Here is a 23,382-nt window from a genome sequence, read left to right on the forward strand (position 1 = left end):
ATAGCATATCATGCTACAAACATAAATTTTGACATACTTATGCCAAATGCTTCTCCATGTATACTGGACAACAGCCCAAGCCATAATACATTCGATCACTACTACAACATACGGGAGGTACACATGCCCATTACAATGGATTTACGACAAGCAATTGTTCACAAAGTACACGGCAAATCAGAAGCTGATCTTACGGATATGATTATTGGGTCAGTGGACGGACCTGAAGCCGCTCTGCCTGGATTGGGTGTCATTCTTGAAATCGCTTGGAAGCATATGAGCCCAAACCAACAGCACGATTTCGTCCATTTGGCACATGAACAAATCGATAAAATCAAACCCATGCCCTTAACCTAGCTCTAGCTATTTAACTTTTCGTTCCAATTTAATTGTGCTCATTATTTTACCCGTATTCGAAAATGAGAATAGTCCACTCGCATTCACATCGAGTGGACTATTCGTTGTATACACTAAATGACTGAGATCAAACTGTTCTGCTTATTCAATCTTACGGAGCCATTTCTAGAAACTTAGCTGTCGGGTTTTTCTCCATAGCCGTACGCATGGCATACTCGTTTTCGAACAAGGCGACATAATTGCCCTTCTTATCCTTTACCAGCGTAGAGTTAATACGGAACTTGCTCGGGTCAATCTGCTCATCCACAATCCAACGTGCAAATTGGAATGGCATACGCTGAAGCTGTACATCAACTCCATACTCACCCTTCATGCGGTACTCAAATACTTCAAATTGCAGTTGGCCGACAACACCTAATAGCGTATCGTCAAAGCTTACCGTACGGAAAACCTGAATCATACCTTCCTCGGTCAACTGGTCAATACCCTTCAGATACTGTTTGTGCTTCAAGGCATTTTTCACCGTTACCTTGGCAAAAATCTCAGGCGAGAAGGTCGGCAATTCATCAAACACAACCTCGCTACCTTGGCTGAGTGAATCACCAATACGGAAAATACCCGGGTCAAACAATCCAATAATATCGCCAGGAAATGCCTCCTCGACAATATCACGGTCCTGTGCCAGGAACTGCTGTGGCTGAGACAGCTTAATCTCCTTGCCCATACGTACATGCTTAACACTCATCCCGCGTTGAAACTTACCAGACACAATACGCAAAAATGCAATACGGTCACGGTGAGCCGGGTTCATGTTCGCTTGAATTTTAAATACATAGCCGGTAAACTTTTCGTTTGTTGGCTCAATTTCCCCAGCTGTACTACGGCGTGGCTCCGGTTTAGGAGCAAGCTGAAGGAAGTTTTCCAAAAATGTTTGTACACCAAAATTATTAATCGCACTGCCGAAGAATACCGGTGTTAATTCTCCGCGCTGTACTTTCTCCATGTCAAAAGGGTCACCCGCGACATCAAGCAACTCCAAGTCTTGGCATAATTGGTCATGCAAATATTCGCCCGCCATCTCACGAATGATCGGATCATTGTAATCTTCCACTTTTTGTACTTTAATCGTGGAATGGTCATCTCCCTGAAACAGCTCGACCTGATTTTTGACACGGTCATAGACACCGCACAGCTCGCGTCCTGTACCAATCGGCCAATTCATAGGCACCGAACGGATGCCAAGTACCTGCTCCAACTCCTCCATCAAATCAAAAGGACTGCGTCCCTCACGATCCAGTTTGTTAATGAAGGTAAAAATCGGAATTCCACGCTTCGCACAAACTTGAAACAGCTTAATCGTTTGCGCTTCCACACCTTTCGCTACGTCAATCAGCATGACTGCGCTATCTGCTGCTGTTAATGTACGATACGTGTCTTCACTGAAATCCTGATGACCTGGCGTGTCCAGAATGTTGATGCGGTGACCATTATAATCAAATTGCATCACTGAGGATGTTACAGAGATCCCCCGCTGTTTTTCAATCTCCATCCAGTCACTCGTGGCATGTTTGCTTGCTTTACGCGCTTTAACTGAACCAGCAAGACGAATCGCGCCCCCGAACAGCAGCAGCTTTTCCGTCAGTGTCGTTTTACCCGCATCCGGGTGAGAAATAATCGCAAACGTACGCCGTTTGTCGACTTCCTGTTGAAGTATATCTGTTGTTTTACTCATTTCACATATCCCTTCATGATCAAATCCATTGCATTCCTGCTCAAGCTATTCATAAAAAGGCCATGATGCACGCCTGTTTTCATAAAATCATCGGCTCTATCGGCTCATTGCCGTTAGCCCCATTATTCGGCGTACCCCGTTACCATATTCATTATAAATACGATCTATTTACATGTTTTAGCCTGCCTTTAACTTATAATCAGTTGCAAACTGAAAACCTGAGACTAAGCTATTATAGCACACTCCGAACGCAAAGCATCCCCTTACGTCCTAAACAGGACATAGGGGGATGCAGGACAAAACGGGATTACTGAACGCCGCCTACTCGCCAGATGACATTATCTTCATCCTGACCGCTAACCGGCCACCACTTGAAGCCATCCTGCTCCAATAGCTTGTGTGCACCTTCCGGTCCCCATGAGCCTGCAGCATAGGTTTCCAGCGTATCCGGGGTCTGCTGCCATGCTTTGGCGATTCGATCGACGAATCCCCATGCCGTGGCAACCTCATCCCAACGCGTGAAGTACGTCGAATCACCCTCAATGGCATCCATCAGCAACCGTTCATAAGCCTCCGGTGAGTTGATACCCACCATACAGCTTTGGCAAAAATCCATAGCCAATGGCTCAATATCTGATTCCGAGCCAGGTTTCTTGGCATTAATTTTAATGTAAATGCCCTCCATTGGATTGACCCGAATGACGAGCAAGTTCGGTTCCAGCTTATGCTTTTGACCGAGGTACACGTTCGTTGGCATGCTCTTAAATTCCACAACAATCTCCGTTGTTTTTACAGGGAGACGTTTGCCCGTACGAATATAGAACGGTACGCCAGCCCAACGGAAATTATCAACAAACACGCGTGAAGCAAAATAAGTCTCTGTGTTTGACTGTGGATCAACCTTGTCTTCTTGGCGATATCCCGGCAACTGCTGACCGCGATAACTGCCTTCGATGTATTGACCACGCACCACATTGGTTTTCACATCGTCAGACGTTTCAAAAGGGCGCAGCGAACGCAGCACTTTCACCTTTTCATCACGGATATCCTCAGGCAACAAACGACTAGGTGGCTCCATCGCAATCATCGTTAGCATTTGCAGCATATGGTTCTGTCCCATATCCCGCAAGGCGCCGGAATGATCGTAGTAACCTCCGCGTTCCTCCACCCCTACCGTTTCACTAAGCGTAATTTGCACATTGGCAATATGCTTATTATTCCACAGTGGTTCAAAGAAGGCGTTCGCGAAGCGGATCACCTCAATATTTTGTACCATTTCCTTGCCAAGATAGTGATCAATCCGATAAATTTCTTCTTCGGCAAATACTTCTCGTATTTCAACGTTCAATTCTTGTGCAGATTCGAGGTTATAACCGAATGGCTTCTCAATGACAAGACGATTCCACCCTTTGCCATCCATCATGCCGCCATCTTTCAAACTCTTAGACACGCTTCCGAATAATTCAGGAGCCAAGGCCAAATAAAACAACCGATTTCCCGGTATGTTAAACTTGCTTTCTATAGACTCCGTCTGCTGTCTCAACTCATGGAACCCTTCGACATTGTTGATATCAAGCGATTTATATTCAAAATGCTCGGCAAATGCCTGCCAATCTTGATCATTTTCTGCTTTGTAGCGACTAAACTCCTGTATGGAAGCGTACAGGTCATTACGGAATTCTTCCTCTGTGCGAGGACGCCTTGCTACGCCAATAACGGCAAAATCCTCAGCAAGCTTGCCTTCGCGGTACAAGCTGTAAATAGCAGGAAAAAGCTTGCGACGAGCCAAATCGCCCGTAGCGCCAAAAATAAACAGAACTGCGCCTTGCGTCACAACAGATTCTTTAGCAGGTATGTCAGCCATGTAGTACCTCATTCTTCCCATGTCAAGATTCCGCAATCCACAATCCCCGAAATCCGCATGTAGTATTGTGTATATTTATACAAGATCATACTTGATTTTCGAAAAACATGGAACTAAAGATTTGATGATATTTTAGCATATCCTCCATGGATAAGCTATCCGATGAATCATCAATTTACCTTATAAGTCAGTATTCAATCGTGATGAGCGGAAAACCGAGCGTTATACGTGTATCCTGTTGCTCCTTATCTTCATGTACAGCCATCTGCATCTGGACCTGATGCTCACCGCTTTGAATCATTAACGGCAGCTCTGGAGCTTCATAGGATATAGCCACAGTAGTCGCATCCGTATATCTTTCTTTGGCCTGCATGGAGATGTTCCCTGTTAAGCTCGCTTCTGTCAGTTTCAACAGTTGATCTTTGGATTCCTTTGTATGCAGCGAACGCTGAAGGGCCGTGTTCCACTGCGCTTGAATCCCCATAGACTTTAATTGCTCAGCACAGAGTTTATGAAGCTGAATCAACTGCTCACGTCCTGCATCGTTGCTCTCCAGTTGAACGACTACATACCATTGCCCAGTTTGACGTTCCATTACATTTAAGCGGATTTTTAGATCCTCACTATTACGAACAGAACGATAAACCGTGTGTCCATTTTCCACGAGTTTGTTTACTGTGGGTATATTCAGCTGATCAGCTATCTGTGCCGCTACATCTGCCGGCTCTTCATGGTTAGAAATCCAATCGCCTTGCCACTTCACAACCAGCTTATCCAGCGTACCCGGGGCCTGGTCCGAGATGGTTAACAATGAGCGTAAAGCCGTTTCTGCCTCGCGGGAATCATATCGGTTTGTCTGAAGGGTTCCGTAACGCCAGCCAGCCAGTACCAGCACCGTTCCTATTACCAAAATCGTAATAATCCCTTTTCTAATCAACTCTGCTTTTAGCATTATCGTTCCTCCCGCTCCACAACCATCCGATTCCCACAACTACGCTCTGAATACTTTCTTTTTCGGCTGGTTTGAAATCTATGAATCTATTAATAGCATTCCCGTTGTCAGAGGTTTTATACACACAGCAATACGGCAAAGCCCTTCTAAAATATTCATCTGCCTACTGGGTGTTCGACCATACATCGTAGGCACCGTAAGAATAGACTATGATCACAATGCATCTTACACCAAAAGAGGTGAAATCATGTTTCCGATTTATCCTGTAAATGAAGCCAGTGTGGCACCTCATGGTGGACGTCTGGTCTGTGCCGTTATGCGTGATGGTACACGACACATCGGCATCTTAAGTGGGTGTAGCAAAGGCAAGCTGATGTTGAACGGATATCCACCCTCCTTTCCTGGCAGTCTCTATGCCGGGAGCTACAGTAACAAAGGAAAACAAACCCCTAAAAAGATTTCCTCTAAAAAGAAAAAAAGGAATCCTAAAAACAAAGTTCGCACCTCTGCCAAACTAAATGCCTTAATTAAGCCGCCCAATGCACCTCTGAGTCCATCCTTTCCTTATGACGCAGGCGGATTTGCTGGAAATGGCTATAGTAGTTATGGAAATGGCAAAGCAGGCTATCGCGGTGGGTACGGCGGATATGGATACGGTGCAGGGCTTGCACTAGATCTGGCTTTAATCGCCTTTTTATTCCTCCTGATCTAAACACCTTGTTATAGAACACAAAAAACCGGAGAACTATTATCGTCTCCGGTTCTTTGTATTCGTTTATTCTACATTCTACTCTGCTAATCCGTTCTTATAGGCATAGATCGCCGCCTGTGTACGGTCTTCCACTCCTAATTTAGCGAGAAGGTTCGTGACATGGAATTTTACCGTCTTAATCCCGATAATCAGCTCGTCTGCGATATCCTGATTAGACTTCCCTTGTGCCAACAGGCGAAGTACCTCCATCTCACGATCAGTCAGCTCCGTATGGGCGGGCGCTTCAGCCTGTGGCTGGCGGAATCGATTCATCATCTTGGAGGCCACCTGTGACTCTAGTACGGACTGTCCACGTGCAGCTGCACGGATCGCATCCGCTATTTCAGAAGCGCGAGACGTTTTAAGCAAATAGCTGAATGCCCCTGCCTCAATGACCGGATACATTTTCTCATCGTCTAAATAACTCGTCAGCACAATCACCTTTGTCTCTGGAAGCAGACGAGTTACTTGGCGTGTCGTTTCGATGCCATCCATGCCATCCATGACCAGATCCATCAAAATCACATTTGGCTTGTATTCGGAAGCCAACCGTATGCCTTCTTCTCCGCTTCCGGCCTCGCCGACCACTTCAATACCTTCTTCCGTCCCCAGCACCGCCGCAAGACCAATTCGTACCATTTCATGGTCGTCTACCAGCAGTACGCTAATCGGTAATTCCGTTTCCATGATCATCGTTCCTTCCGCTTTCATCATTAATAACTGGCACGGACACCTCAATCCGTGTCCCTTTTCCTGGAGCCGTTATATACTGAATCGCTCCCCCAATTTCACTGACCCGCTCCTGCATCGTGGATAATCCATATGAAGTCTGCTTTTTCTCATCCAGCTCAAAACCAATACCGTTATCCCGAATCGTCAGCCTGATGGAATCTGGGCGTTGCACGATACGAATTTCCATGCGGGTTGCTTTGGCATGGCGCAACGTATTAGACATCGCTTCCTGCACAATACGAAACAAGTGGTTCTCAATGCCTTTAACCAACTGTACTCCGCTTTCAATCTCAAAATCAATCTCCATCGGTACCTTTGCCTGCAACTCTTGTACCAAATCACGCAACCCCTGCTCAAGCCTTTTCCCTTCCAGATAGACAGGCCGTAGATGAAGTAGTAACGCCCGCATTTCAGATTGTGCCACAGAAGACATTTCTTCAATTAGCGCAACTTGACGCTGTGCTTTATCAAAATCCTTATCCAGCGTCCTCCCCACAGCCGTCGCGGTCATTGAAATAGCAAATAATTGCTGTGATACGGCATCATGCAACTCTCTGGCCAGCCGCTGCCGCTCCTCCACAATCGCAGTCACCCGTGCCTGTTCCGCCAACTGAGCATTATCCGTGGATAAGCGTTGTAAAGACGTAACTTGTTCCTGCCATTTACGTCCAATCCGTTCCAGCTGCTCTCCCAGTCTACCAAGTTCATCATGCCCTAGGGGCGGCAACTCACGTGCAGGGGTTCCCTTTTCCCACATCAGCAACGTCTCTCTCAACATTTCCAGTCTGCTTTTAAAGCGGTAGCTCTCATAAAATCCGTACATTGCCCCTGTACCAATCAACACCAGTATAACGGCTCCTGCAACTTTCAATATCATTCCCCAGGTTGGAAACGACTTCACATATCCATATGTATACAGCATATAAAAGACAACTACGCCTACAACAACACACAGGAGGATACCTTGACCCATACTGCGGGTTACCATGTTGGACGTTTTTTTATGATTCATCCCGGCTCCTCCTGATTCAATAAAATCGGACGCGGACATCGCCCGCCAAGTACGAAACGACAAACTTCACTTTATATTCACTCTGCTCAAAATGGGGAGACTTCCAAACCAGTCGATTGAGCATCCCCGCCTCATGATCCCGGTCAAACTGAATCTGTCCGAACAGGACGAACATCTCCACCTCTACACCGTAATTATCCGGTAGCGTGATATCAATGTCACCGAAGATCCCTTGTAAAAATATGACGGACTCACGTTCCTCTGGTAGAGCCAACGTCAGATCGGCATCCACATCGCCAACCACATGCCATATGCTTGTGCTACGCAGGCTCCACGGCACTTCATCCCATTTATGATTCGATATAAAATTGTGCTTGAATATGGAGCTTTGACCTTTATGCAGCTTCCTTGAACGTGAATAGAATATAGCTAATGATGCTAGTGTAACTACCACAAACAGGAACAAATGATCCAGCACTAGCAATCCAGCACCAATCGCGAGCATCGTGTAACCCTTTTTGATTTTGGAATTGCGGATCTTATATATTCCGGCCAACATTAGAATCAGTGCAACCACGGAGAGGAACCCAATCCACTGACCGAATAAAATGATAATCCCGATGCCAATCCCTGCCAGTGCCAAGGCTGATTTTCTTCTCTCCATGCTGCACCCCCTTTTTGTTTATACAGGACGGAAAAGCCATAGTGGCGCAACATTCCGCCATATGGCTTTCCTGAACCATACAGATTAGGCACGATCATCGACCAATGTCCATTCCATACAGCATATCATAATGTCTTGTTTCCGAGTAGTCAGTCCTTCTTCATATCGACTGGTTTAACACCTGTCTGAATTTTGGACTTAAGCTGTTGAAGCTGCTCATCCACTTTAAACTGTTTTTCAGCCTCAGCCGGATTAACATATGCTTCTCCTGGAGCTTGACGGTAAGGAGCACGCAGTACGTCAGCTTCAGCTTCCATTTGCATAATTTTTTCTTCCATACGGTGGAAGCCCAATGAAGCAGACCCACTTTCAATCGTATGCAAACTATTGATTTGAGACATTTGCTTTTTGGCTTTCGCCATTTGAGCACGGGATACTAACTCATTGCGCTTGTTGCGCATTTTATAGAACTCATCTTTCATGTCGTGAAGCTGTTGTACTAATTCTTTTGCTTGAAGCTCAGCTTGTGTATGCAAGTCGCGGTATTCGTCCTGCTTTTGCACAAAATAAATCTTCTCTCCCAACAGCTTGCGCGCTACTTCTTCCTGACCATTTCGCAATGCGGATTCGGCTTGCTTCTCACGCTCATTGGATACACGTACCGCTTCCTCTAAACGCTGTTTCATACGTCGTTCATTCGCCATTTGCTTGGCAACCGTTACCTCAGCCTCGTGAATTTCCGCCTCCATATCGCGCAGATATTGATTCAACATAATAATCGGATCTTCCACTTTATCCAACACTTCATTCACCGATGCTCTTGTCATATCCTTCATTCTTTTAAAGATCCCCATTATTTACGATCTCCCTTCTCAAATTGCTCTACTTTTTTGCGTAACTCTGCCAATTCTTTTTTCATTGCCTTTTTCTCAATATCTTCCATCATGGAATCCAAGTCATTGTTCTGACCTGTGTTAAATTTGGATGAGTTGCGGGCATCTTGACCAAAAAACGGGTTCGAATTGCCATATGCACCGCCCTGGTTGTAACCAGTTCCCTGCCCATACTGCGATCTTGTATTGTGACTGCCATAATAGCGTGGATCCTGTTGATGGTAGGGCCCGCTGTCAGGGCCAAATCCTCCATCGAAAGGAGATCTCGGCTCCTTGGAGATAACCAGTGCCGCAATCACATAAATCATAAATGTGGTTCCTGCTGTAATAAAGAAACTGATCACAACCAGAATACGAATCCATGTTGAGTCCATTCCTGTTGCGTCAGAAAGACCGCCACATACACCTGTTATTACTCTATCCCGGCTTGATCTGTAAATTCGGGTCATTATCAAATTACTCCTTCCCGCTGTTGTTCAGCTTGCTTTTCAGTCTCGCCCACTCTTGTTCGAGCAGCGATCCACCGCCTTGGGCATCCTGTGCATGGTCGCCCTCACCCCGACGTAAATCACGCAGACTCATCGTTTCTGCTTCCATATCGGCTACCCGGTCTTCCAAGCGGTTGAACATTCGGGGAACATTTCGTCCACCGTATGTACCAGCCCGTTCGTTCATTTGCTGCTGGAGTCTCAACGTCTGTACACGTGCCGCATAATACTGACGCTTGCTGTGTACCGTTTGATATTCTGTCTTTAACGTATCTAGCTGTTGTTCTAGCTCACGTAGTGATTCACGGCTCTGCTCCCACAATTCTCTATACTGCTCTTCTTTTTCTGCATATAGCATTTTCTCCTGTAGGGCCAGCTTCGCAATATGTTCTTCATCAGCTTTCAAAGCCAGTAGCGCCTGTTCCTCCCGTTTGGTCTGCATGGACAATGCATGATCCAACTGCTGCTTCATCTGTCTTGTATGCATCGCATACTGTTGATGGAGTTTTTCCGCTTCGGCAATTTCCTGGCGGGTATTATACAAGAACTGGTCAATCAGTTGCACTGGGTCTTGGCTTTGTTCCAAATGCTCATTGAAGGTCGCTACCGTAATATCGCGCATTCTTCGAAAAACACTCATTTGCATCTGCTCCTTTCACAATTCGTATCCCCATAATTAAAACTTCGTTACTGCAATATTTCTTCATTCGCTAAACTGCTAAAATCAGTAACGTCTTCTGCGGTCACTCAGCAGGGAAACACCAAATATAATCAACCCGATTGCCAGTAGTGGTCCCAGAAGCCAGGACAGTTTGCCGAGCAAAATCAGTACCCCAAGTACAAGTACGATCCAGCCGAAGAGCGCATTTCCTTTTTTCACACCGTAGTAGCCTAGCATAACCATAGCTATCGGAATTAAGTAACCAATCAGATGTCCTAAAAAGTGACCGAAAAACGGAGTAAACTTACCGAGCAGCATAATCGAACCCAACACGATCAGTACAATGGCTAACCCATTCCCTTTGTTAACTCTCATCATCTCTCACCGCCTTTCACTGTGTCTTGCTTATGTCCTTATTGTACGCTGAACAAGCGTTTGACAAAACGGACCCCAGACGGTTTTTGAACCTAGACCTAAGTCGGGGATGAGTATAGACCTGCGGCTATCCTCCTCTATGCTGTTCTGCTGCACGGGCTATCGAATGTTGCTCACCCGCTTGCTTGGAACGTAGTGAAAGGACGAGACAAGCCAGTAACGCTATAGCTGCAACCATATAAGGCAGATTAATATGAACATCGAACAACAGTCCTGCAATTAATGGTCCAATCACATTACCCAAGCTGGTATAGGATGAGTTCATGCCTGCCACAAAGCCTTGCTCATCTCCGGCCTGCCGCGATAGAGAAGTACTTACTGCCGGGCGAAGGATATCCATAGCCAGAAAAATGATGAAGGTCGTCAGCATAATCATCACGTACTGTTCAGCAAATAAGGTTAGAAAAATGAACAGGCCCCCAATGGCCAAACAGAGGTGAATTACTTTTTTCTCTCCAAAACGATTAATGATCCATCCAAATATAGTCGCTTGGACAACTGCTCCCAAAATGGAGCCTGTCGTTATGATGATGGCAATATCCATCGGTGTGAAACCATATTTATGGTCAACAAACAGTCCAAATACGGTTTCGAAGTTCGCTAACCCAAAAGCAACGACAAATACAATGAGTAAACCCATGAAATATGGAGATTGATATGACTTGGCAAATTGCTGCAAAAGATTTTCTTTTTGACGTGGAAGCTCTCTATTATATTGTTGCTTTTCCTTGCTTAAAGACTCAGGCAGCACTAACAGAGACAAGATAGCTGCTATTCCCGCAGCTCCAGCTGCCGCAAAGAAGGGAATGCGTATTCCATATGTGGCAAGCAATCCGCCAATCCCTGGCCCGATTATGAAGCCTGTGTTGATCGCCGCATTGATCATGCCCATTCCCTTGCCTCTTTCTTCGAACGAGGTCACGTCAGCGACATAGGCCATTATAGAAGGAGTCAGCAACGCTGCCCCTGCTCCACCCATGATTCGTGCTATGAACAGGGTAGGAATGGAATGAGCCAGTCCAAAAACAAGCTCTGATAACATGAAGATGAACATCCCAGAAACAATCAATTTTTTACGTCCATAACGATCAGACAACTTTCCTGACAATGGTGATAATAAAAGCTGAGTCAACGCAAAAGCTGCAACCATCAGTCCCATCGAAGAACCATTCATCCCTAGCTCACTTATAAATTTAGGTAATACAGGGACAACTAAGCCAATCCCCATGAACGCCAAAAAAATGTTAAGCATCAATAACAGCATTGCTCCTCGATTTCTTGTGAGTATAGACATATTTCCACCCTTCCTTTTCCGTATCTCTTTATTCGATATCAGGTAAACTTCATTATCCCTTTTCAAAAAACAATTGAAACTAAAAATGTTTTCTTAGTTTTCATATAAAAAAGTGGCCTCTTCAAATATGCAGCATATTGTTGAGGCTATTTTTTAATTCTCGACCAAACCGAACAACAAAATATCTACAATAGAATAAGTAGCTTCCTCTACCGTCACACTGTTATCCAGAAAGAAACGCTGATCAAGCGTTAAATTTACAGATTCAATAATAAGCTTCATGATCAGAGCCTCATTTTTGTTCACAATAATTCCTTCTCGGATGCCTTCCTGAATTAATGTTCTAATCGGAGACCAATCATTTAAATCGGCATGTACCCTTTTCCATTGTTCAGGATAATACTTTTTCATCTGGTCCAATATCCTTAAATCGTAAAACTTATAATACAGAGGCATGACCCTAATCGACTGCTTAATCTTGTCTAACAAAGATAACTCATTATTTTGGATAATCTGCTCAGTTTTTCGAATCATATCATCATTTGTACGCTCAATAAGTGTTTCTAAAATAAGCGTCTTAGACGAAAAGTTTTCATACAACGTACGCTTGCTAATAGCGAGTCTTTTCGCAAGATCATCCATCGTAAATTTCAATCCATTTTCATGAACTTCATCTACAAAAGCCTCCAAAATTCTTTCCTGCATATTCTTCCTCATTTCTTTCGCGCTCGGTAAACTAGAAAAGTTTTTTCAGTACCATCATCTTACGATAAGATCAAAGCGCTGGTCAAATCCATGTTAACCTTGTTGCCAAAATCATGAATATATAATAAAAAGGATGATAAAATGCCTTTAAGCATTTTATCACCCTTTTGTGTATGAGCGAGAGGACTAGAACCTCCACGGTTTCCCACTCGATACCGAATATAATATTGATAATACCTTGTTTAATGAAGGGAGATAAGCGCTGCTCGTCGATTTCGACCCGCAAGGTAATCTGTCAATGTACTTTGGTATTGAGCAGCGGGATCAACTTCCGTAGCTATGGTCTGCGACAGGACTAACTCAGTTGCTCAGTATCAAGGAATTTAGAACACTTGTACAACTTCTTTAATATCATCAATTTCCTCAAGAATTGCGCGCTCAATAGCAACCTTTAACGTAATCGTAGCACTTGGGCAACCATTGCAAGCTCCCAAAAATCTTAATTTTGCTATACCGTTCTCAACTTCGACCAGTTCAGCATCTCCACCGTCACGCAGTAAGAAAGGACGTAGTTTGAGAAGAACTTCCGATACTTCATCGAATAAAACTCCATTTTCATCCATTATGTCAATTCCTCCCATTTTCTTTACCAACCGTCATTCATACCTTTTTTCACCCTAGATCGTCTGAGTGATCCTTTGCTTTTTGCCTAAGAGTGACCTCTTGATCCGAAAGTTCCCTTATAAGCGTAAGAATAGAGTCTAAAGGTATCATCACACCACAACTTGCGCTCAATCCTGACAGCATATTGAAGCAGAACTGAAGTTTTCGTATCTCTCGGGTAATTTGAGCTAGTTCTGAATCGTCCGAATTATTTTTCTTCATTACTAGCACCTCTTTAAAGAATGATAAAGGTTTGATCTATTAAATTAATGAATCAACCGATGCTTCCTTCCATCTCAAATTGAATCAACCGATTCATTTCAACGGCATATTCCATTGGCAATTCTTTGGTAAACGGTTCAATAAAGCCCATTACAATCATTTGTGTAGCATCTTGTTCTGTAAGCCCGCGGCTCATTAAGTAAAACAATTGTTCCTCGGACACTTTGGATACTGTTGCCTCGTGCTCCAAAGTAATCTGGTCGTTTTTAATTTCATTGTACGGAATCGTATCTGATGTTGACATGTGGTCCAATATCAACGTATCGCACTTAATATTGGACTTGGACCCTGCGGAATCGCGGCTGAAGCTGGACAACCCTCGGTAGTTTACTTTTCCGCCCTGCTTGCTGATGGATTTGGATATAATCGTAGATGTTGTCTCGGGAGCAAGGTGAATTACCTTCGCGCCAGCATCTTGATGCTGATCTTTACCGGCTACGGCAATAGACAGGATGGACCCCTTGGCTCCCCGTCCTTTCAATAATACTGCCGGATACTTCATTGTTACCTTGGAGCCGATGTTGCCGTCCACCCATTCCATTGTGGCATTTTCTTCTGCCACAGCCCTTTGGGTTACCAAGTTGTAGATATTAGGAGCCCAATTCTGAATGGTCGTGTAACGGACACGGGAATCTTTCCGGCAAATAATTTCAATAACTCCACTATGCAGAGAACTGGTACTATAAATAGGTGCTGTACATCCTTCAACATAATGGACAAAGCTGCCCTCTTCGGCAATAATTAATGTCCGCTCGAATTGACCCATATTTTCAGAATTAATACGGAAATAACCTTGTATAGGTACCTCGCACTGAACACCCTTCGGAATGTATACAAAGCTACCGCCTGACCAAACCGCACTATTAAGCGCCGCAAATTTATTGTCGGCGGGAGGGATGATCGTCCCAAAATGTTGCTTAAACACTTCGGGGTATTGCTTTAATGCACTATCCGTATCAAGGAAAATAACGCCCTGATCCTCCAGCTCTTTCCGCATGCTGTGATAAACTACTTCCGACTCATATTGAGCGGATACGCCCGCCAGGAACTTTTGCTCCGCTTCAGGGATTCCCAGCTTGTCAAAGGTTGCTTTGATCTCGGAAGGAACCTCCTCCCAGGTCTTTCCCTGTTTTTCAGAAGGGCGAACGTAATACTGGATGTCATCAAGATTTAGCTCGGTCAAATCCGCTCCCCATTCAGGCATCGCCATTTTGTAGAATTGATTCAAAGCTTTCAACCGAAAATTGAGCATCCACTCCGGCTCTTCCTTGATTCGGGAAATTTCCCGGACAATCTCTTCCGTCAGACCTTTTCCAGATTGAAAAATAGACTGGTGCTTGTCGCGAAACCCATATTTATATTCGCCCATATCTGGTGCTTTTTTAGCCATTGGTATCACTCCTTTTTAACCTTTCAAGATTCATTTTGATTTGCTATGATCTGCCGAGCTTGCTTTCCACTAAATCTTTTAGGCGACTGCGAACACCTTCCAGCGGGATCTCCGAAATGACAGGAGCGAGAAATCCGAAAATAACAAGATGTTCGGCTTCACTCCGTGATATCCCGCGCGACATCAGATAATAGATTTGCTCTGCATTTACTTGCCCCACGGATGCAGCATGACCCGCGGTTACATCATCCTCATCTATCAGCAGGATCGGATTGGCATCGCCGCGAGCTTTAGGACTTAACATAAGCACGCGTTCTGTTTGCTGACCATCACAATGGGTTGCACCTTTTTCAATCTTTGTAATGCCGTTGATAATGGCCGTAGCTTCTTCAAGAATGACTGCACGCGTAATCATCTGGCTTACCGAGCTTCTGCCAAAATGCTGAGCTTGAGCTGTATAGCTCGATTTTTGATTGCCCGTGCCAATAGCAATCACCTTATTGTCGGAGACCGCCCCGTTGCCTTGTAGCAAAGTCTTGGTATCGCTCACGGTATAACCATTGTTCATCTCACCGATAATCCATTCCACACCCCCATCAGCAAGAACGACCGCCCGTCGCTGGGTGAAATCTGTTGTAGTTACAGCAAGCTGATGAACCGAAGCTACTTGCACCTTTGAGCCCGCCCCCGCGAAGACCTCCGTCACACCGTTATGCAATACCTTGACATCATCACCACTCGATACACAATTATCCACATAAGTGATCTTGCTGTTGCTCCCTGCCACAATTAAGACGTGAGGAGCAAAACACACACCGCTTGTATCGTTAAGAAAGATCGCTTGAATAGGTGCTTCAACCTCTACACCGTCTGGGACATATAGAAAAACGCCACCACTCCATAAGGCACTGTGTGCAGCAGATAAACGATGTTCTTCTGGCTTTACTGCCTGAAAGAGATAACGTTGAACCAGCTCCTCATGCTCTTTTGCCGCAGTATGCAGATCCGTTAAAATGACTCCCTGGGCGGCTAAGCTCTCGGACAATTTCGTATACACTACATCCGAGTTGAACTGAACGATTAGTCCGCCTTTCACCGGAGAAGCAACCAAACCTCGAACAACCTCCGGCGCTTCCTCCAAACTAGACCACGCATTCTCAGCTTTGTAATCTCCACTTTCGTAGATATCCCATTTTTCAAGATTGATTTTCTCCACTTTAGGCAACTCCAGCGTCCCTTCCAGTTCGAGTGCATGAACGCGGCGTTCAATCAGCCAACGAGGTTCATCCTTAGCGCTTGACCATGCGCGTAAATCGTCCACATTCATTGAAACTCTAGCTTGTATATCCACGTGCTGTTCCTCCTCTCCGGCTTTTAAGCATCCCTTACCGTCTCATCCGTAATCCCAAGTTCCTCCTTCACCCAATCGTACCCTTCAGCCTCCAAACGGTGGGCAAGCTCCGGACCGCCAGATTTAACTATCCGGCCTTGCATCATGACATGCACAAAATCCGGGGTAATATAATTCAACAGTCGTTGATAATGGGTGATGATTAAAAATCCTCTATCCGGGCTGCGCATCTCATTTACGCCATTGGCCACAATACGCAGTGCATCAATATCAAGCCCTGAGTCCACTTCATCCAGGATCACAAACTTGGGTTCAAGTAGCATCATTTGCAAAATCTCATTCCGCTTTTTTTCACCGCCAGAGAATCCCTCATTCAAATAACGATGCACAAATTCCGGGTTCATCTCCAGCCCCTTCATTTTGCTCTCCATTTCACGGATAAAACGGATTAAGGATATCTCATCGCCTTCTTCACGCCGTGCATTGATGGCACTTCTGAGAAAATCCGAGTTGGTCACGCCAGCAATTTCACTTGGGTATTGCATTGCGAGGAACAAGCCTGCCTGGGCACGCTCATCCACCTCCATCTCCAGAAGGTCTTCATTGTCCAATGTCACCTTACCGCCAGTAACCTCATATTTGGGATGGCCCATTAAAGCTGAAGCCAATGTACTTTTCCCCGTCCCATTAGGCCCCATAATCGCATGAATCTCTCCGCCATGAATCTCCAGTGTGAGCCCTTTTAAAATTTCTTTCCCTTCAATCTTGGATCTTAATTCCTCAATCTTTAATGTCGTCATTTATCGTAAACTTCCCTTCGGAGTATTCTTCGGCACGCGCCACCAAATCACTCATAAATTTTCCAATAGTCTGCTGCTCAACCTCTGAATAGGATTCAATGAATTGGTAAAACCTTTCTTCTTTTTCTTTGTGCATTTCTTTATGCAAATGATAAACGTGTCTTCCCTTATCCGTTAAACTAAAGTAAATCTCCTTACGATTGCTGTTCAGTTGACTTCTCATAATGAAGCCCATTTCCAGCAGCTTTGCACTAATTTTAGTAATGCTAGCTTTGGACAACCCCATCTTCTCCACAATCCCGGTATGATTTATCGGTTCATAATCACCAATGCAATCAATAACGTGCACACTAGTAATATTGTTGGAAAGCATGTCAATCTGGTACTTTCTGGCCTGTTGCCGAAACGAGTTAAATTCTTGTTCAGTATACAGCTCATTCAGATGTAGCATTTTAATATATTGCTCGTAAAGATGACCTTTAAAATGATTTTGAAACTCCAATTTCCCAATCTCCCCTCTCTTGTAGTAGTTGAGACCAAGTTCAGTGTCTCCATTAGATTACTTTTTGTTCACTAGTGAACAAAATCATATTAACACAATTGATATTGATAATCAATATCAATTGTGTTAAATGTGACGCAATTTTGAAGTCGCATTTCACGGGTTTGTTGTCATTGTCATAGGCCTCATGCTGTGTTTTTACTAGGGCACGTCCCGGAAATAGTTTTGAATACCTCTGATCAATCCTGCTTTGCGGGGGTTGAACAATGGAACCAATTCGGCAGCATCCGGATGGATCTGGTAACCGAAGCCAAGTCCAATACCGTTGCCTATGAACGTCATGGTACACCTGCCACAGACTGGGGTCGCTACCGTAAAAAGAGGACGAAGGTGGTGCTTGGCCGAGCTGTTTTAAAGCTGTATCGCCGCGTTTGAGTACGCTATCGTGAGCATGTATGGCAAAGAATAATCCGTCAGTTACCTGTGGTGGATATGTTATGGGGCCAAAGAGTATACTGTGGTTATTGCTGGTGAATCCGAACAGGCGATGCTCCATTCTAGCCAGCACCGATCTGACACTGGAGGCGACCTAGATCATCGAACTTTATACCGCCCGGTTCAAAATCAAATGTACCTTCTGGGCGCTAAAGCAATCCATCGGCGGATTCAGCTACCACTTTTGTAGCAAATCCATTCCGAAGCTCAACCGGTATTTGAAAAAGGATCGGGTTCACCCTCTGGAGTTGTTGGAAGAGGAGAAAGCGTAACGGGACATCCGCCTAACTGTAAAGATGAGAATGGTAAACGATAACCGAAATGGATCCCTACGGAGCTTAAATAAAAGGAACCAAGAAAAGAGCCGAAATCTTGCTTCAGGAAGCCAGGAAGAATTATCATATGGAAGGACAAGCACTCGCGGTTGAAAACGAAGATATGCTGTAAGAGTAAAAGCGGCTACTCTATCCGGTAATCTGCCACTGGTGGACACGTTCTATGAGCTTCTGATTCGTATGAAGGAATAACAGGAATCCTATCGCTTATCTTCTGACAATTCTTATTGTCTTGAATACCTGGAGTATATTTATGTATATTTATGTAGATGTATTAGGGGTAAGCATGAAAGAAGTTCAGGAATGGTTAGGCCACAGCGATTATGCAACAACGGCAAATATTTATTCGCATCTGGAATACAACTCAAAGGTGTCTTCAGCTCAAGCAATGAGTGGGGTACTAAAGCTCAAATAAAAAAAAGCTCACTAGAGAATGTCTCTAATGAACTCTTTTAGTTAATACCGGCGAGAGGACTCGAACCTCCACGGTTTCCCACTCGATTTTGAGTCGAGCGCGTCTGCCATTCCGCCACGCCGGCGTATTCAATTATGGAGGCGCCACCCAGATTTGAACTGGGGAATAAAGCTTTTGCAGAGCTTTGCCTTACCACTTGGCTATGGCGCCAGAGTATAACAAAGCGGACGACGGGAATCGAACCCGCGACCCTCGCCTTGGCAAGGCGATGCTCTACCGCTGAGCCACGTCCGCATAAAGATGGCTGGGGATATAGGATTTGAACCTATGCATGACGGAGTCAAAGTCCGTTGCCTTACCGCTTGGCTAATCCCCAATAAGTAAAGGGCGGCCGATGGGGCTTGAACCCACGAATGCCGGAGTCACAGTCCGGTGCGTTAACCACTTCGCCACGACCGCCGCAAGTAATGAATAATTGGCAGGGGCAGCAGGAATTGAACCCACACCAACGGTTTTGGAGACCGTTGTTCTACCTTTAAACTATGCCCCTATAAAACTGGTGGAGGATGATGGATTCGAACCACCGAACCCGTAAGGGAGCAGATTTACAGTCTGATGCGTTTGGCCACTTCGCTAATCCTCCAAAAATGGTGCCGGCGAGAGGACTTGAACCCCCAACCTACTGATTACAAGTCAGTTGCTCTACCAGTTGAGCTACACCGGCACATAAAATATTCAATTAAAAGTGGCTCGGGACGGAATCGAACCGCCGACACGAGGATTTTCAGTCCTCTGCTCTACCGACTGAGCTACCGAGCCTTAGAATAAGGCTCTTCATTACACGTTATAATACTAATGGCGGAACTGACGGGATTCGAACCCGCGATCTCCTGCGTGACAGGCAGGCATGTTAGGCCTCTACACCACAGTTCCATAATAATTTTTAATTGGTTGCGGGGGCAGGATTTGAACCTGCGACCTTCGGGTTATGAGCCCGACGAGCTACCGAACTGCTCCACCCCGCGACAATAATAAATATAAAATTTTCAAATGGTGGAGGCTGAGGGGCTCGAACCCCCGACCCTCTGCTTGTAAGGCAGATGCTCTCCCAGCTGAGCTAAGCCTCCACACCGAAACACTTTTCATATTATACCATAATAAACTTTTTATTGCAAGTTTTTTTATGATATTTTTATGACCCGTAGGGGATTCGAACCCCTGTTACCTCCGTGAAAGGGAGGTGTCTTAACCCCTTGACCAACGGGCCATACAATAAAATAATTATGGCGGAGAGAGAGGGATTCGAACCCTCGAGACGCTTTTGGCGCCTACACGATTTCCAATCGTGCTCCTTCGGCCAACTCGGACACCTCTCCATATGGCTCCCCGAACAGGACTCGAACCTGTGACAACTCGATTAACAGTCGAGTGCTCTACCAACTGAGCTATCAGGGAATATTAAGCATTTGTTTCAAGGTTACACCCTGAAAACTGGATCCGAAACTCATTTGCGTTTTATTTTTAGGATAAGCCCTCGACCGATTAGTATTGGTCAGCTCCATGCATTACTGCACTTCCACCCCCAACCTATCTACCTCGTCGTCTTCAAGGGGTCTTACATACTGGGAAATCTCATCTTGAGGGGGGCTTCACGCTTAGATGCTTTCAGCGCTTATCCCTTCCGTACATAGCTACCCAGCGGTGCTCCTGGCGGAACAACTGGTACACCAGCGGTACGTCCATCCCGGTCCTCTCGTACTAAGGACAGCTCCTCTCAAATTTCCTACGCCCACGACAGATAGGGACCGAACTGTCTCACGACGTTCTGAACCCAGCTCGCGTACCGCTTTAATGGGCGAACAGCCCAACCCTTGGGACCTACTTCAGCCCCAGGATGCGATGAGCCGACATCGAGGTGCCAAACCTCCCCGTCGATGTGGACTCTTGGGGGAGATAAGCCTGTTATCCCCAGGGTAGCTTTTATCCGTTGAGCGATGGCCCTTCCATGCGGTACCACCGGATCACTAAGCCCGACTTTCGTCCCTGCTCGACTTGTAGGTCTCGCAGTCAAGCTCCCTTCTGCCTTTGCACTCTTCGAATGATTTCCAACCATTCTGAGGGAACCTTGGGGCGCCTCCGTTACTCTTTAGGAGGCGACCGCCCCAGTCAAACTGCCCACCTGACACTGTCCTCGCACCGGTTTACGGTACCAAGTTAGAACCTAGATACGATCAGGGTGGTATCCCAAGGATGCCTCCCTTCAAGCTGGCGCTCAAAGTTCGACGGCTCCCACCTATCCTGTACAGATCGTACCCAAATTCAATATCAAGCTGCAGTAAAGCTCCATGGGGTCTTTCCGTCTTGTCGCGGGTAACCTGCATCTTCACAGGTATTAAAATTTCACCGGATCTCTCGTTGAGACAGCGCCCAAGTCGTTACGCCATTCGTGCGGGTCAGAATTTACCTGACAAGGAATTTCGCTACCTTAGGACCGTTATAGTTACGGCCGCCGTTTACTGGGGCTTCGGTTCATAGCTTCGCTCTTGCGAGCTTACCACTCCCCTTAACCTTCCAGCACCGGGCAGGCGTCAGCCCGTATACTTCGCCTTGCGGCTTCGCACAGACCTGTGTTTTTGCTAAACAGTCGCTTGGGCCTTTTCACTGCGGCCCCCTCGGGCTATTCACCCTACCGAGGCACCCCTTCTCCCGAAGTTACGGGGTCATTTTGCCGAGTTCCTTAACGAGAGTTCTTCCGCGCGCCTTAGAATTCTCTTCTCGCCTACCTGTGTCGGTTTGCGGTACGGGCACCTTCTCCTGGCTAGAGGCTTTTCTTGGCAGTCTGAGATCATGACCTTCGCTACTATAATTTTCGCTCCCCATCACAGCCCAGCCTTAACGATGTGCGGATTTGCCTACACACCAGCCTCACTGCTTAGACGGACATCCATCCGTCCGCGTCACTACCCTACTGCGTCACCCCATCGCTCATAGCGGATTACGGTGGTACAGGAATTTCGACCTGTTGTCCTTCGACTACGCCTATCGGCCTCGCCTTAGGTCCCGACTTACCCTGAGCGGACGAACCTTCCTCAGGAACCCTTAGGCTTTCGGCGGATCTGATTCTCACAGATCTTTTCGTTACTCATACCGGCATTCTCACTTGAATGCAGTCCAGCGCTCCTTACGGTACACCTTCAACCCGCATTCAACGCTCCCCTACCCCTGATGCAATGCATCAAGCCATAGCTTCGGTGGTGTGTTTAGCCCCGTTACATTTTCGGCGCAGAGTCACTCGACCAGTGAGCTATTACGCACTCTTTCAATGGTGGCTGCTTCTAAGCCAACATCCTGGTTGTCTGTGCAACTCCACATCCTTTCCCACTTAACACACACTTGGGGACCTTAGCTGATGGTCTGGGCTGTTTCCCTTTCGACAATGGATCTTAGCACTCACTGTCTGACTCCCGGAACTAAATCTATGGCATTCGGAGTTTGACTGAGCTTGGTAACCCTTGCGGGCCCCGCACCCAATCAGTGCTCTACCTCCACGATTCTTCTTTCCGAGGCTAGCCCTAAAGCTATTTCGGGGAGAACCAGCTATCTCCGGGTTCGATTGGAATTTCTCCGCTACCCCCACCTCATCCCCGCATTTTTCAACATGCGTGGGTTCGGGCCTCCAGTGCGTGTTACCGCACCTTCACCCTGGACAGGGGTAGATCACCCGGTTTCGGGTCTACGTCCACGTACTCATTCGCCCTATTCAGACTCGCTTTCGCTGCGGCTTCAGCTCTTCACCTTAACCTTGCACGGGAACGTAACTCGCCGGTTCATTCTACAAAAGGCACGCCATCACCCATAAATAGGGCTCTGACTTCTTGTAAGCACACGGTTTCAGGATCTATTTCACTCCCCTTCCGGGGTGCTTTTCACCTTTCCCTCACGGTACTGCTTCACTATCGGTCGCCAGGGAGTATTTAGCCTTGGCAGATGGTCCTGCCGGATTCATACGGGGTTTCACGTGCCCCGCACTACTCGGGATCCGTCTCGGAGAGAACAAGTTTTGAACTACAGGGCTTTTACCTTCTCTGGCGGGCCTTTCCAGACCTCTTCATCTAACCGGTTCCTTTGTAACTCCATGTGAGACGTCCCACAACCCCAAGGAGCAAGCTCCTTGGTTTGGGCTAATCCGCGTTCGCTCGCCGCTACTGACGGAATCACTATTGTTTTCTCTTCCTCAGGGTACTTAGATGTTTCAGTTCCCCTGGTCTGCCTCTATTCTGCCTATGTATTCAGCAGAAAGTGACTGTCGATGAAGACAGCCGGGTTTCCCCATTCGGACATCCCCGGATCAAAGCTTGCTTACAGCTCCCCGAGGCCTTATCGTTGTTCGCCACGTCCTTCGTCGGCTCCTGGCGCCTAGGCATCCTCCGTGTGCTCTTTGTAGCTTAACCTAGTATTTACATCGTAAATACGATTTGCTTTGAATTTCGGTTCAACACTTACGTGTGAATGAAATTCAAGGCAGCTACCTTTATTTCACTTGTTTACACAAGATCAGCTTAAAGGAATATTCTAAAACGCAATTTCGTTTCGGTATCCAGTTTTCAAG

21 protein-coding genes, 15 tRNA genes and 1 rRNA gene are annotated in these 23,382 nt (G+C 46.1%); 4 read left to right on the top strand and 33 right to left on the bottom strand.

The window, feature by feature from the left end:
- Positions 1 to 123: 123 nt before the first annotated feature.
- A complete protein-coding gene (locus MHH57_RS20625; protein ID WP_342434464.1) occupies positions 124 to 357 on the top strand; it encodes a small acid-soluble spore protein SspI in 234 nt (77 codons plus the stop codon).
- A gap of 151 nt (positions 358 to 508) precedes the next feature.
- On the opposite strand, the gene MHH57_RS20630 is transcribed toward MHH57_RS20625, so the two are convergent.
- The 3 genes from MHH57_RS20630 to MHH57_RS20640 all read right to left on the bottom strand — a co-directional run bounded on the left by MHH57_RS20630 (position 509) and on the right by MHH57_RS20640 (position 4,905).
- Positions 509 to 2,089 (bottom strand): peptide chain release factor 3, encoded by a 1,581-nt coding sequence (locus MHH57_RS20630; protein WP_029518174.1) that lies wholly within the window; start codon positions 2,087 to 2,089, stop codon positions 509 to 511.
- Between the two features lie 307 nt (positions 2,090 to 2,396).
- Positions 2,397 to 3,953 (bottom strand): glucose-6-phosphate dehydrogenase, encoded by a 1,557-nt coding sequence (gene zwf, locus MHH57_RS20635; RefSeq protein WP_029518173.1) that lies wholly within the window; start codon positions 3,951 to 3,953, stop codon positions 2,397 to 2,399.
- 187 nt (positions 3,954 to 4,140) lie between these two features.
- Positions 4,141 to 4,905: a YwmB family TATA-box binding protein gene (locus MHH57_RS20640; RefSeq protein WP_342434465.1), complete on the bottom strand. Its 765-nt coding sequence runs from the start codon at positions 4,903 to 4,905 to the stop codon at positions 4,141 to 4,143.
- Between the two features lie 247 nt (positions 4,906 to 5,152).
- Between MHH57_RS20640 and MHH57_RS20645 the strand changes: the two genes are divergently transcribed.
- Entirely contained in the window at positions 5,153 to 5,617 is a 465-nt protein-coding gene (locus MHH57_RS20645) for a hypothetical protein (protein WP_340956800.1), read from the top strand.
- Positions 5,618 to 5,692: 75 nt separating this feature from the next.
- Here the strand turns inward: MHH57_RS20645 and MHH57_RS20650 are convergent, their stop codons facing one another.
- The 14 genes from MHH57_RS20650 to MHH57_RS20715 all read right to left on the bottom strand — a co-directional run bounded on the left by MHH57_RS20650 (position 5,693) and on the right by MHH57_RS20715 (position 17,528).
- Positions 5,693 to 6,343, bottom strand: coding sequence for a response regulator transcription factor (locus tag MHH57_RS20650; RefSeq protein WP_013372995.1), 651 nt, complete (start codon positions 6,341 to 6,343; stop codon positions 5,693 to 5,695).
- Positions 6,321 to 7,400 (bottom strand): sensor histidine kinase, encoded by a 1,080-nt coding sequence (locus MHH57_RS20655; RefSeq protein ID WP_342434466.1) that lies wholly within the window; start codon positions 7,398 to 7,400, stop codon positions 6,321 to 6,323. Before MHH57_RS20655 ends, MHH57_RS20650 begins: the two co-directional genes overlap by 23 nt.
- Before the next feature lie 16 nt (positions 7,401 to 7,416).
- On the bottom strand, positions 7,417 to 8,064 hold the full coding sequence (gene liaF / locus MHH57_RS20660) for a cell wall-active antibiotics response protein LiaF (RefSeq protein WP_165148438.1): 648 nt from the start codon (positions 8,062 to 8,064) through the stop codon (positions 7,417 to 7,419).
- Positions 8,065 to 8,213: 149 nt separating this feature from the next.
- Complete coding sequence (locus tag MHH57_RS20665) at positions 8,214 to 8,918, bottom strand: PspA/IM30 family protein (protein WP_013311895.1); 705 nt, start codon at positions 8,916 to 8,918, stop codon at positions 8,214 to 8,216.
- Positions 8,918 to 9,406, bottom strand: coding sequence for a PspC domain-containing protein (locus tag MHH57_RS20670; protein WP_165148435.1), 489 nt, complete (start codon positions 9,404 to 9,406; stop codon positions 8,918 to 8,920). Before MHH57_RS20670 ends, MHH57_RS20665 begins: the two co-directional genes overlap by 1 nt.
- 7 nt (positions 9,407 to 9,413) lie before the next feature.
- Positions 9,414 to 10,085, bottom strand: a complete 672-nt coding sequence (locus MHH57_RS20675) for a PspA/IM30 family protein (RefSeq protein WP_013311897.1) — start codon at positions 10,083 to 10,085, stop codon at positions 9,414 to 9,416.
- 84 nt (positions 10,086 to 10,169) lie between these two features.
- Entirely contained in the window at positions 10,170 to 10,481 is a 312-nt protein-coding gene (locus tag MHH57_RS20680) for a hypothetical protein (RefSeq protein ID WP_013311898.1), read from the bottom strand.
- 127 nt (positions 10,482 to 10,608) lie between these two features.
- A complete protein-coding gene (locus MHH57_RS20685) occupies positions 10,609 to 11,859 on the bottom strand; it encodes an MFS transporter (protein ID WP_274597671.1) in 1,251 nt (416 codons plus the stop codon).
- A gap of 129 nt (positions 11,860 to 11,988) precedes the next feature.
- Complete coding sequence (locus tag MHH57_RS20690; RefSeq protein WP_029518165.1) at positions 11,989 to 12,540, bottom strand: TetR/AcrR family transcriptional regulator; 552 nt, start codon at positions 12,538 to 12,540, stop codon at positions 11,989 to 11,991.
- 383 nt (positions 12,541 to 12,923) lie between these two features.
- Positions 12,924 to 13,163: a NifU family protein gene (locus MHH57_RS20695; RefSeq protein ID WP_013373004.1), complete on the bottom strand. Its 240-nt coding sequence runs from the start codon at positions 13,161 to 13,163 to the stop codon at positions 12,924 to 12,926.
- Positions 13,164 to 13,477: 314 nt separating this feature from the next.
- The gene (gene sufB / locus MHH57_RS20700; RefSeq protein ID WP_165148429.1) at positions 13,478 to 14,875 is read right to left on the bottom strand and encodes a Fe-S cluster assembly protein SufB; all 1,398 of its coding nucleotides are present in this window, start codon (positions 14,873 to 14,875) and stop codon (positions 13,478 to 13,480) included.
- A 43-nt stretch (positions 14,876 to 14,918) separates the two neighbouring features.
- The gene (sufD, locus tag MHH57_RS20705) at positions 14,919 to 16,202 is read right to left on the bottom strand and encodes a Fe-S cluster assembly protein SufD (RefSeq protein WP_342435184.1); all 1,284 of its coding nucleotides are present in this window, start codon (positions 16,200 to 16,202) and stop codon (positions 14,919 to 14,921) included.
- Positions 16,203 to 16,249: 47 nt separating this feature from the next.
- Positions 16,250 to 17,026: a Fe-S cluster assembly ATPase SufC gene (sufC, locus tag MHH57_RS20710; protein ID WP_029518161.1), complete on the bottom strand. Its 777-nt coding sequence runs from the start codon at positions 17,024 to 17,026 to the stop codon at positions 16,250 to 16,252.
- Positions 17,007 to 17,528, bottom strand: coding sequence for a MarR family transcriptional regulator (locus MHH57_RS20715; protein ID WP_340956803.1), 522 nt, complete (start codon positions 17,526 to 17,528; stop codon positions 17,007 to 17,009). The genes sufC and MHH57_RS20715 overlap by 20 nt, the downstream gene beginning before the upstream one ends.
- Positions 17,529 to 17,753: 225 nt before the next feature.
- Between MHH57_RS20715 and MHH57_RS20720 the strand changes: the two genes are divergently transcribed.
- Together MHH57_RS20720 and MHH57_RS20725 are read left to right on the top strand one after the other, a co-directional pair.
- Positions 17,754 to 17,963, top strand: a complete 210-nt coding sequence (locus tag MHH57_RS20720; protein ID WP_342434467.1) for a hypothetical protein — start codon at positions 17,754 to 17,756, stop codon at positions 17,961 to 17,963.
- 648 nt (positions 17,964 to 18,611) lie between these two features.
- Positions 18,612 to 18,773: a hypothetical protein gene (locus tag MHH57_RS20725; RefSeq protein ID WP_342434468.1), complete on the top strand. Its 162-nt coding sequence runs from the start codon at positions 18,612 to 18,614 to the stop codon at positions 18,771 to 18,773.
- 45 nt (positions 18,774 to 18,818) lie between these two features.
- Here the strand turns inward: MHH57_RS20725 and MHH57_RS20730 are convergent.
- The 16 genes from MHH57_RS20730 to MHH57_RS20805 form a co-directional block, all read right to left on the bottom strand.
- Positions 18,819 to 18,897, bottom strand: a tRNA-Leu gene (locus MHH57_RS20730).
- Between the two features lie 11 nt (positions 18,898 to 18,908).
- A tRNA-Cys gene (locus MHH57_RS20735) sits at positions 18,909 to 18,983 on the bottom strand.
- 12 nt (positions 18,984 to 18,995) lie between these two features.
- A tRNA-Gly gene (locus MHH57_RS20740) sits at positions 18,996 to 19,067 on the bottom strand.
- Positions 19,068 to 19,074: 7 nt separating this feature from the next.
- Positions 19,075 to 19,149 (bottom strand) — tRNA-Gln (locus tag MHH57_RS20745).
- Positions 19,150 to 19,159: 10 nt separating this feature from the next.
- Positions 19,160 to 19,232 (bottom strand) — tRNA-His (locus tag MHH57_RS20750).
- A 17-nt stretch (positions 19,233 to 19,249) separates the two neighbouring features.
- Positions 19,250 to 19,323: transfer RNA gene (locus MHH57_RS20755), tRNA-Trp, on the bottom strand.
- A gap of 7 nt (positions 19,324 to 19,330) precedes the next feature.
- Positions 19,331 to 19,416 (bottom strand) — tRNA-Tyr (locus MHH57_RS20760).
- A gap of 5 nt (positions 19,417 to 19,421) precedes the next feature.
- A tRNA-Thr gene (locus MHH57_RS20765) sits at positions 19,422 to 19,497 on the bottom strand.
- A 22-nt stretch (positions 19,498 to 19,519) separates the two neighbouring features.
- Positions 19,520 to 19,592: transfer RNA gene (locus MHH57_RS20770), tRNA-Phe, on the bottom strand.
- A 37-nt stretch (positions 19,593 to 19,629) separates the two neighbouring features.
- A tRNA-Asp gene (locus MHH57_RS20775) sits at positions 19,630 to 19,706 on the bottom strand.
- Between the two features lie 15 nt (positions 19,707 to 19,721).
- Positions 19,722 to 19,798 (bottom strand) — tRNA-Met (locus MHH57_RS20780).
- Between the two features lie 26 nt (positions 19,799 to 19,824).
- A tRNA-Val gene (locus tag MHH57_RS20785) sits at positions 19,825 to 19,900 on the bottom strand.
- Between the two features lie 68 nt (positions 19,901 to 19,968).
- A tRNA-Glu gene (locus MHH57_RS20790) sits at positions 19,969 to 20,040 on the bottom strand.
- 17 nt (positions 20,041 to 20,057) lie between these two features.
- A tRNA-Ser gene (locus tag MHH57_RS20795) sits at positions 20,058 to 20,149 on the bottom strand.
- Positions 20,150 to 20,152: 3 nt separating this feature from the next.
- Positions 20,153 to 20,228, bottom strand: a tRNA-Asn gene (locus MHH57_RS20800).
- 67 nt (positions 20,229 to 20,295) lie between these two features.
- Positions 20,296 to 23,224: ribosomal RNA gene (locus MHH57_RS20805) — 23S ribosomal RNA — on the bottom strand.
- Positions 23,225 to 23,382 lie beyond the last annotated feature (158 nt).

It is taken from the genome of Paenibacillus sp. FSL H7-0442, from assembly GCF_038593105.1.
Classification (GTDB): Bacteria; Bacillota; Bacilli; order Paenibacillales; family Paenibacillaceae; genus Paenibacillus; species Paenibacillus polymyxa_D.

What these genes read in the sequence shown, in the direction of transcription:
- MHH57_RS20695 (WP_013373004.1), bottom strand. Translation starts at nt 13,163, where the DNA reads ATGGATGAAAATGGAGTTTTATTCGATGAAGTATCGGAAGTTCTTCTC.
- MHH57_RS20625 (WP_342434464.1), top strand. Translation starts at nt 124, where the DNA reads ATGCCCATTACAATGGATTTACGACAAGCAATTGTTCACAAAGTACAC.
- MHH57_RS20650 (WP_013372995.1), bottom strand. Translation starts at nt 6,343, where the DNA reads ATGGAAACGGAATTACCGATTAGCGTACTGCTGGTAGACGACCATGAA.
- MHH57_RS20655 (WP_342434466.1), bottom strand. Translation starts at nt 7,400, where the DNA reads ATGAATCATAAAAAAACGTCCAACATGGTAACCCGCAGTATGGGTCAA.
- sufB (WP_165148429.1), bottom strand. Translation starts at nt 14,875, where the DNA reads ATGGCTAAAAAAGCACCAGATATGGGCGAATATAAATATGGGTTTCGC.
- sufD (WP_342435184.1), bottom strand. Translation starts at nt 16,202, where the DNA reads ATGAATGTGGACGATTTACGCGCATGGTCAAGCGCTAAGGATGAACCT.
- MHH57_RS20645 (WP_340956800.1), top strand. Translation starts at nt 5,153, where the DNA reads ATGTTTCCGATTTATCCTGTAAATGAAGCCAGTGTGGCACCTCATGGT.
- MHH57_RS20680 (WP_013311898.1), bottom strand. Translation starts at nt 10,481, where the DNA reads ATGAGAGTTAACAAAGGGAATGGGTTAGCCATTGTACTGATCGTGTTG.
- sufC (WP_029518161.1), bottom strand. Translation starts at nt 17,026, where the DNA reads ATGACGACATTAAAGATTGAGGAATTAAGATCCAAGATTGAAGGGAAA.
- MHH57_RS20665 (WP_013311895.1), bottom strand. Translation starts at nt 8,918, where the DNA reads ATGGGGATCTTTAAAAGAATGAAGGATATGACAAGAGCATCGGTGAAT.
- MHH57_RS20675 (WP_013311897.1), bottom strand. Translation starts at nt 10,085, where the DNA reads ATGAGTGTTTTTCGAAGAATGCGCGATATTACGGTAGCGACCTTCAAT.
- MHH57_RS20640 (WP_342434465.1), bottom strand. Translation starts at nt 4,905, where the DNA reads ATGCTAAAAGCAGAGTTGATTAGAAAAGGGATTATTACGATTTTGGTA.
- zwf (WP_029518173.1), bottom strand. Translation starts at nt 3,953, where the DNA reads ATGGCTGACATACCTGCTAAAGAATCTGTTGTGACGCAAGGCGCAGTT.
- MHH57_RS20690 (WP_029518165.1), bottom strand. Translation starts at nt 12,540, where the DNA reads ATGCAGGAAAGAATTTTGGAGGCTTTTGTAGATGAAGTTCATGAAAAT.
- liaF (WP_165148438.1), bottom strand. Translation starts at nt 8,064, where the DNA reads ATGGAGAGAAGAAAATCAGCCTTGGCACTGGCAGGGATTGGCATCGGG.
- MHH57_RS20670 (WP_165148435.1), bottom strand. Translation starts at nt 9,406, where the DNA reads ATGACCCGAATTTACAGATCAAGCCGGGATAGAGTAATAACAGGTGTA.
- MHH57_RS20725 (WP_342434468.1), top strand. Translation starts at nt 18,612, where the DNA reads ATGTATATTTATGTAGATGTATTAGGGGTAAGCATGAAAGAAGTTCAG.
- MHH57_RS20630 (WP_029518174.1), bottom strand. Translation starts at nt 2,089, where the DNA reads ATGAGTAAAACAACAGATATACTTCAACAGGAAGTCGACAAACGGCGT.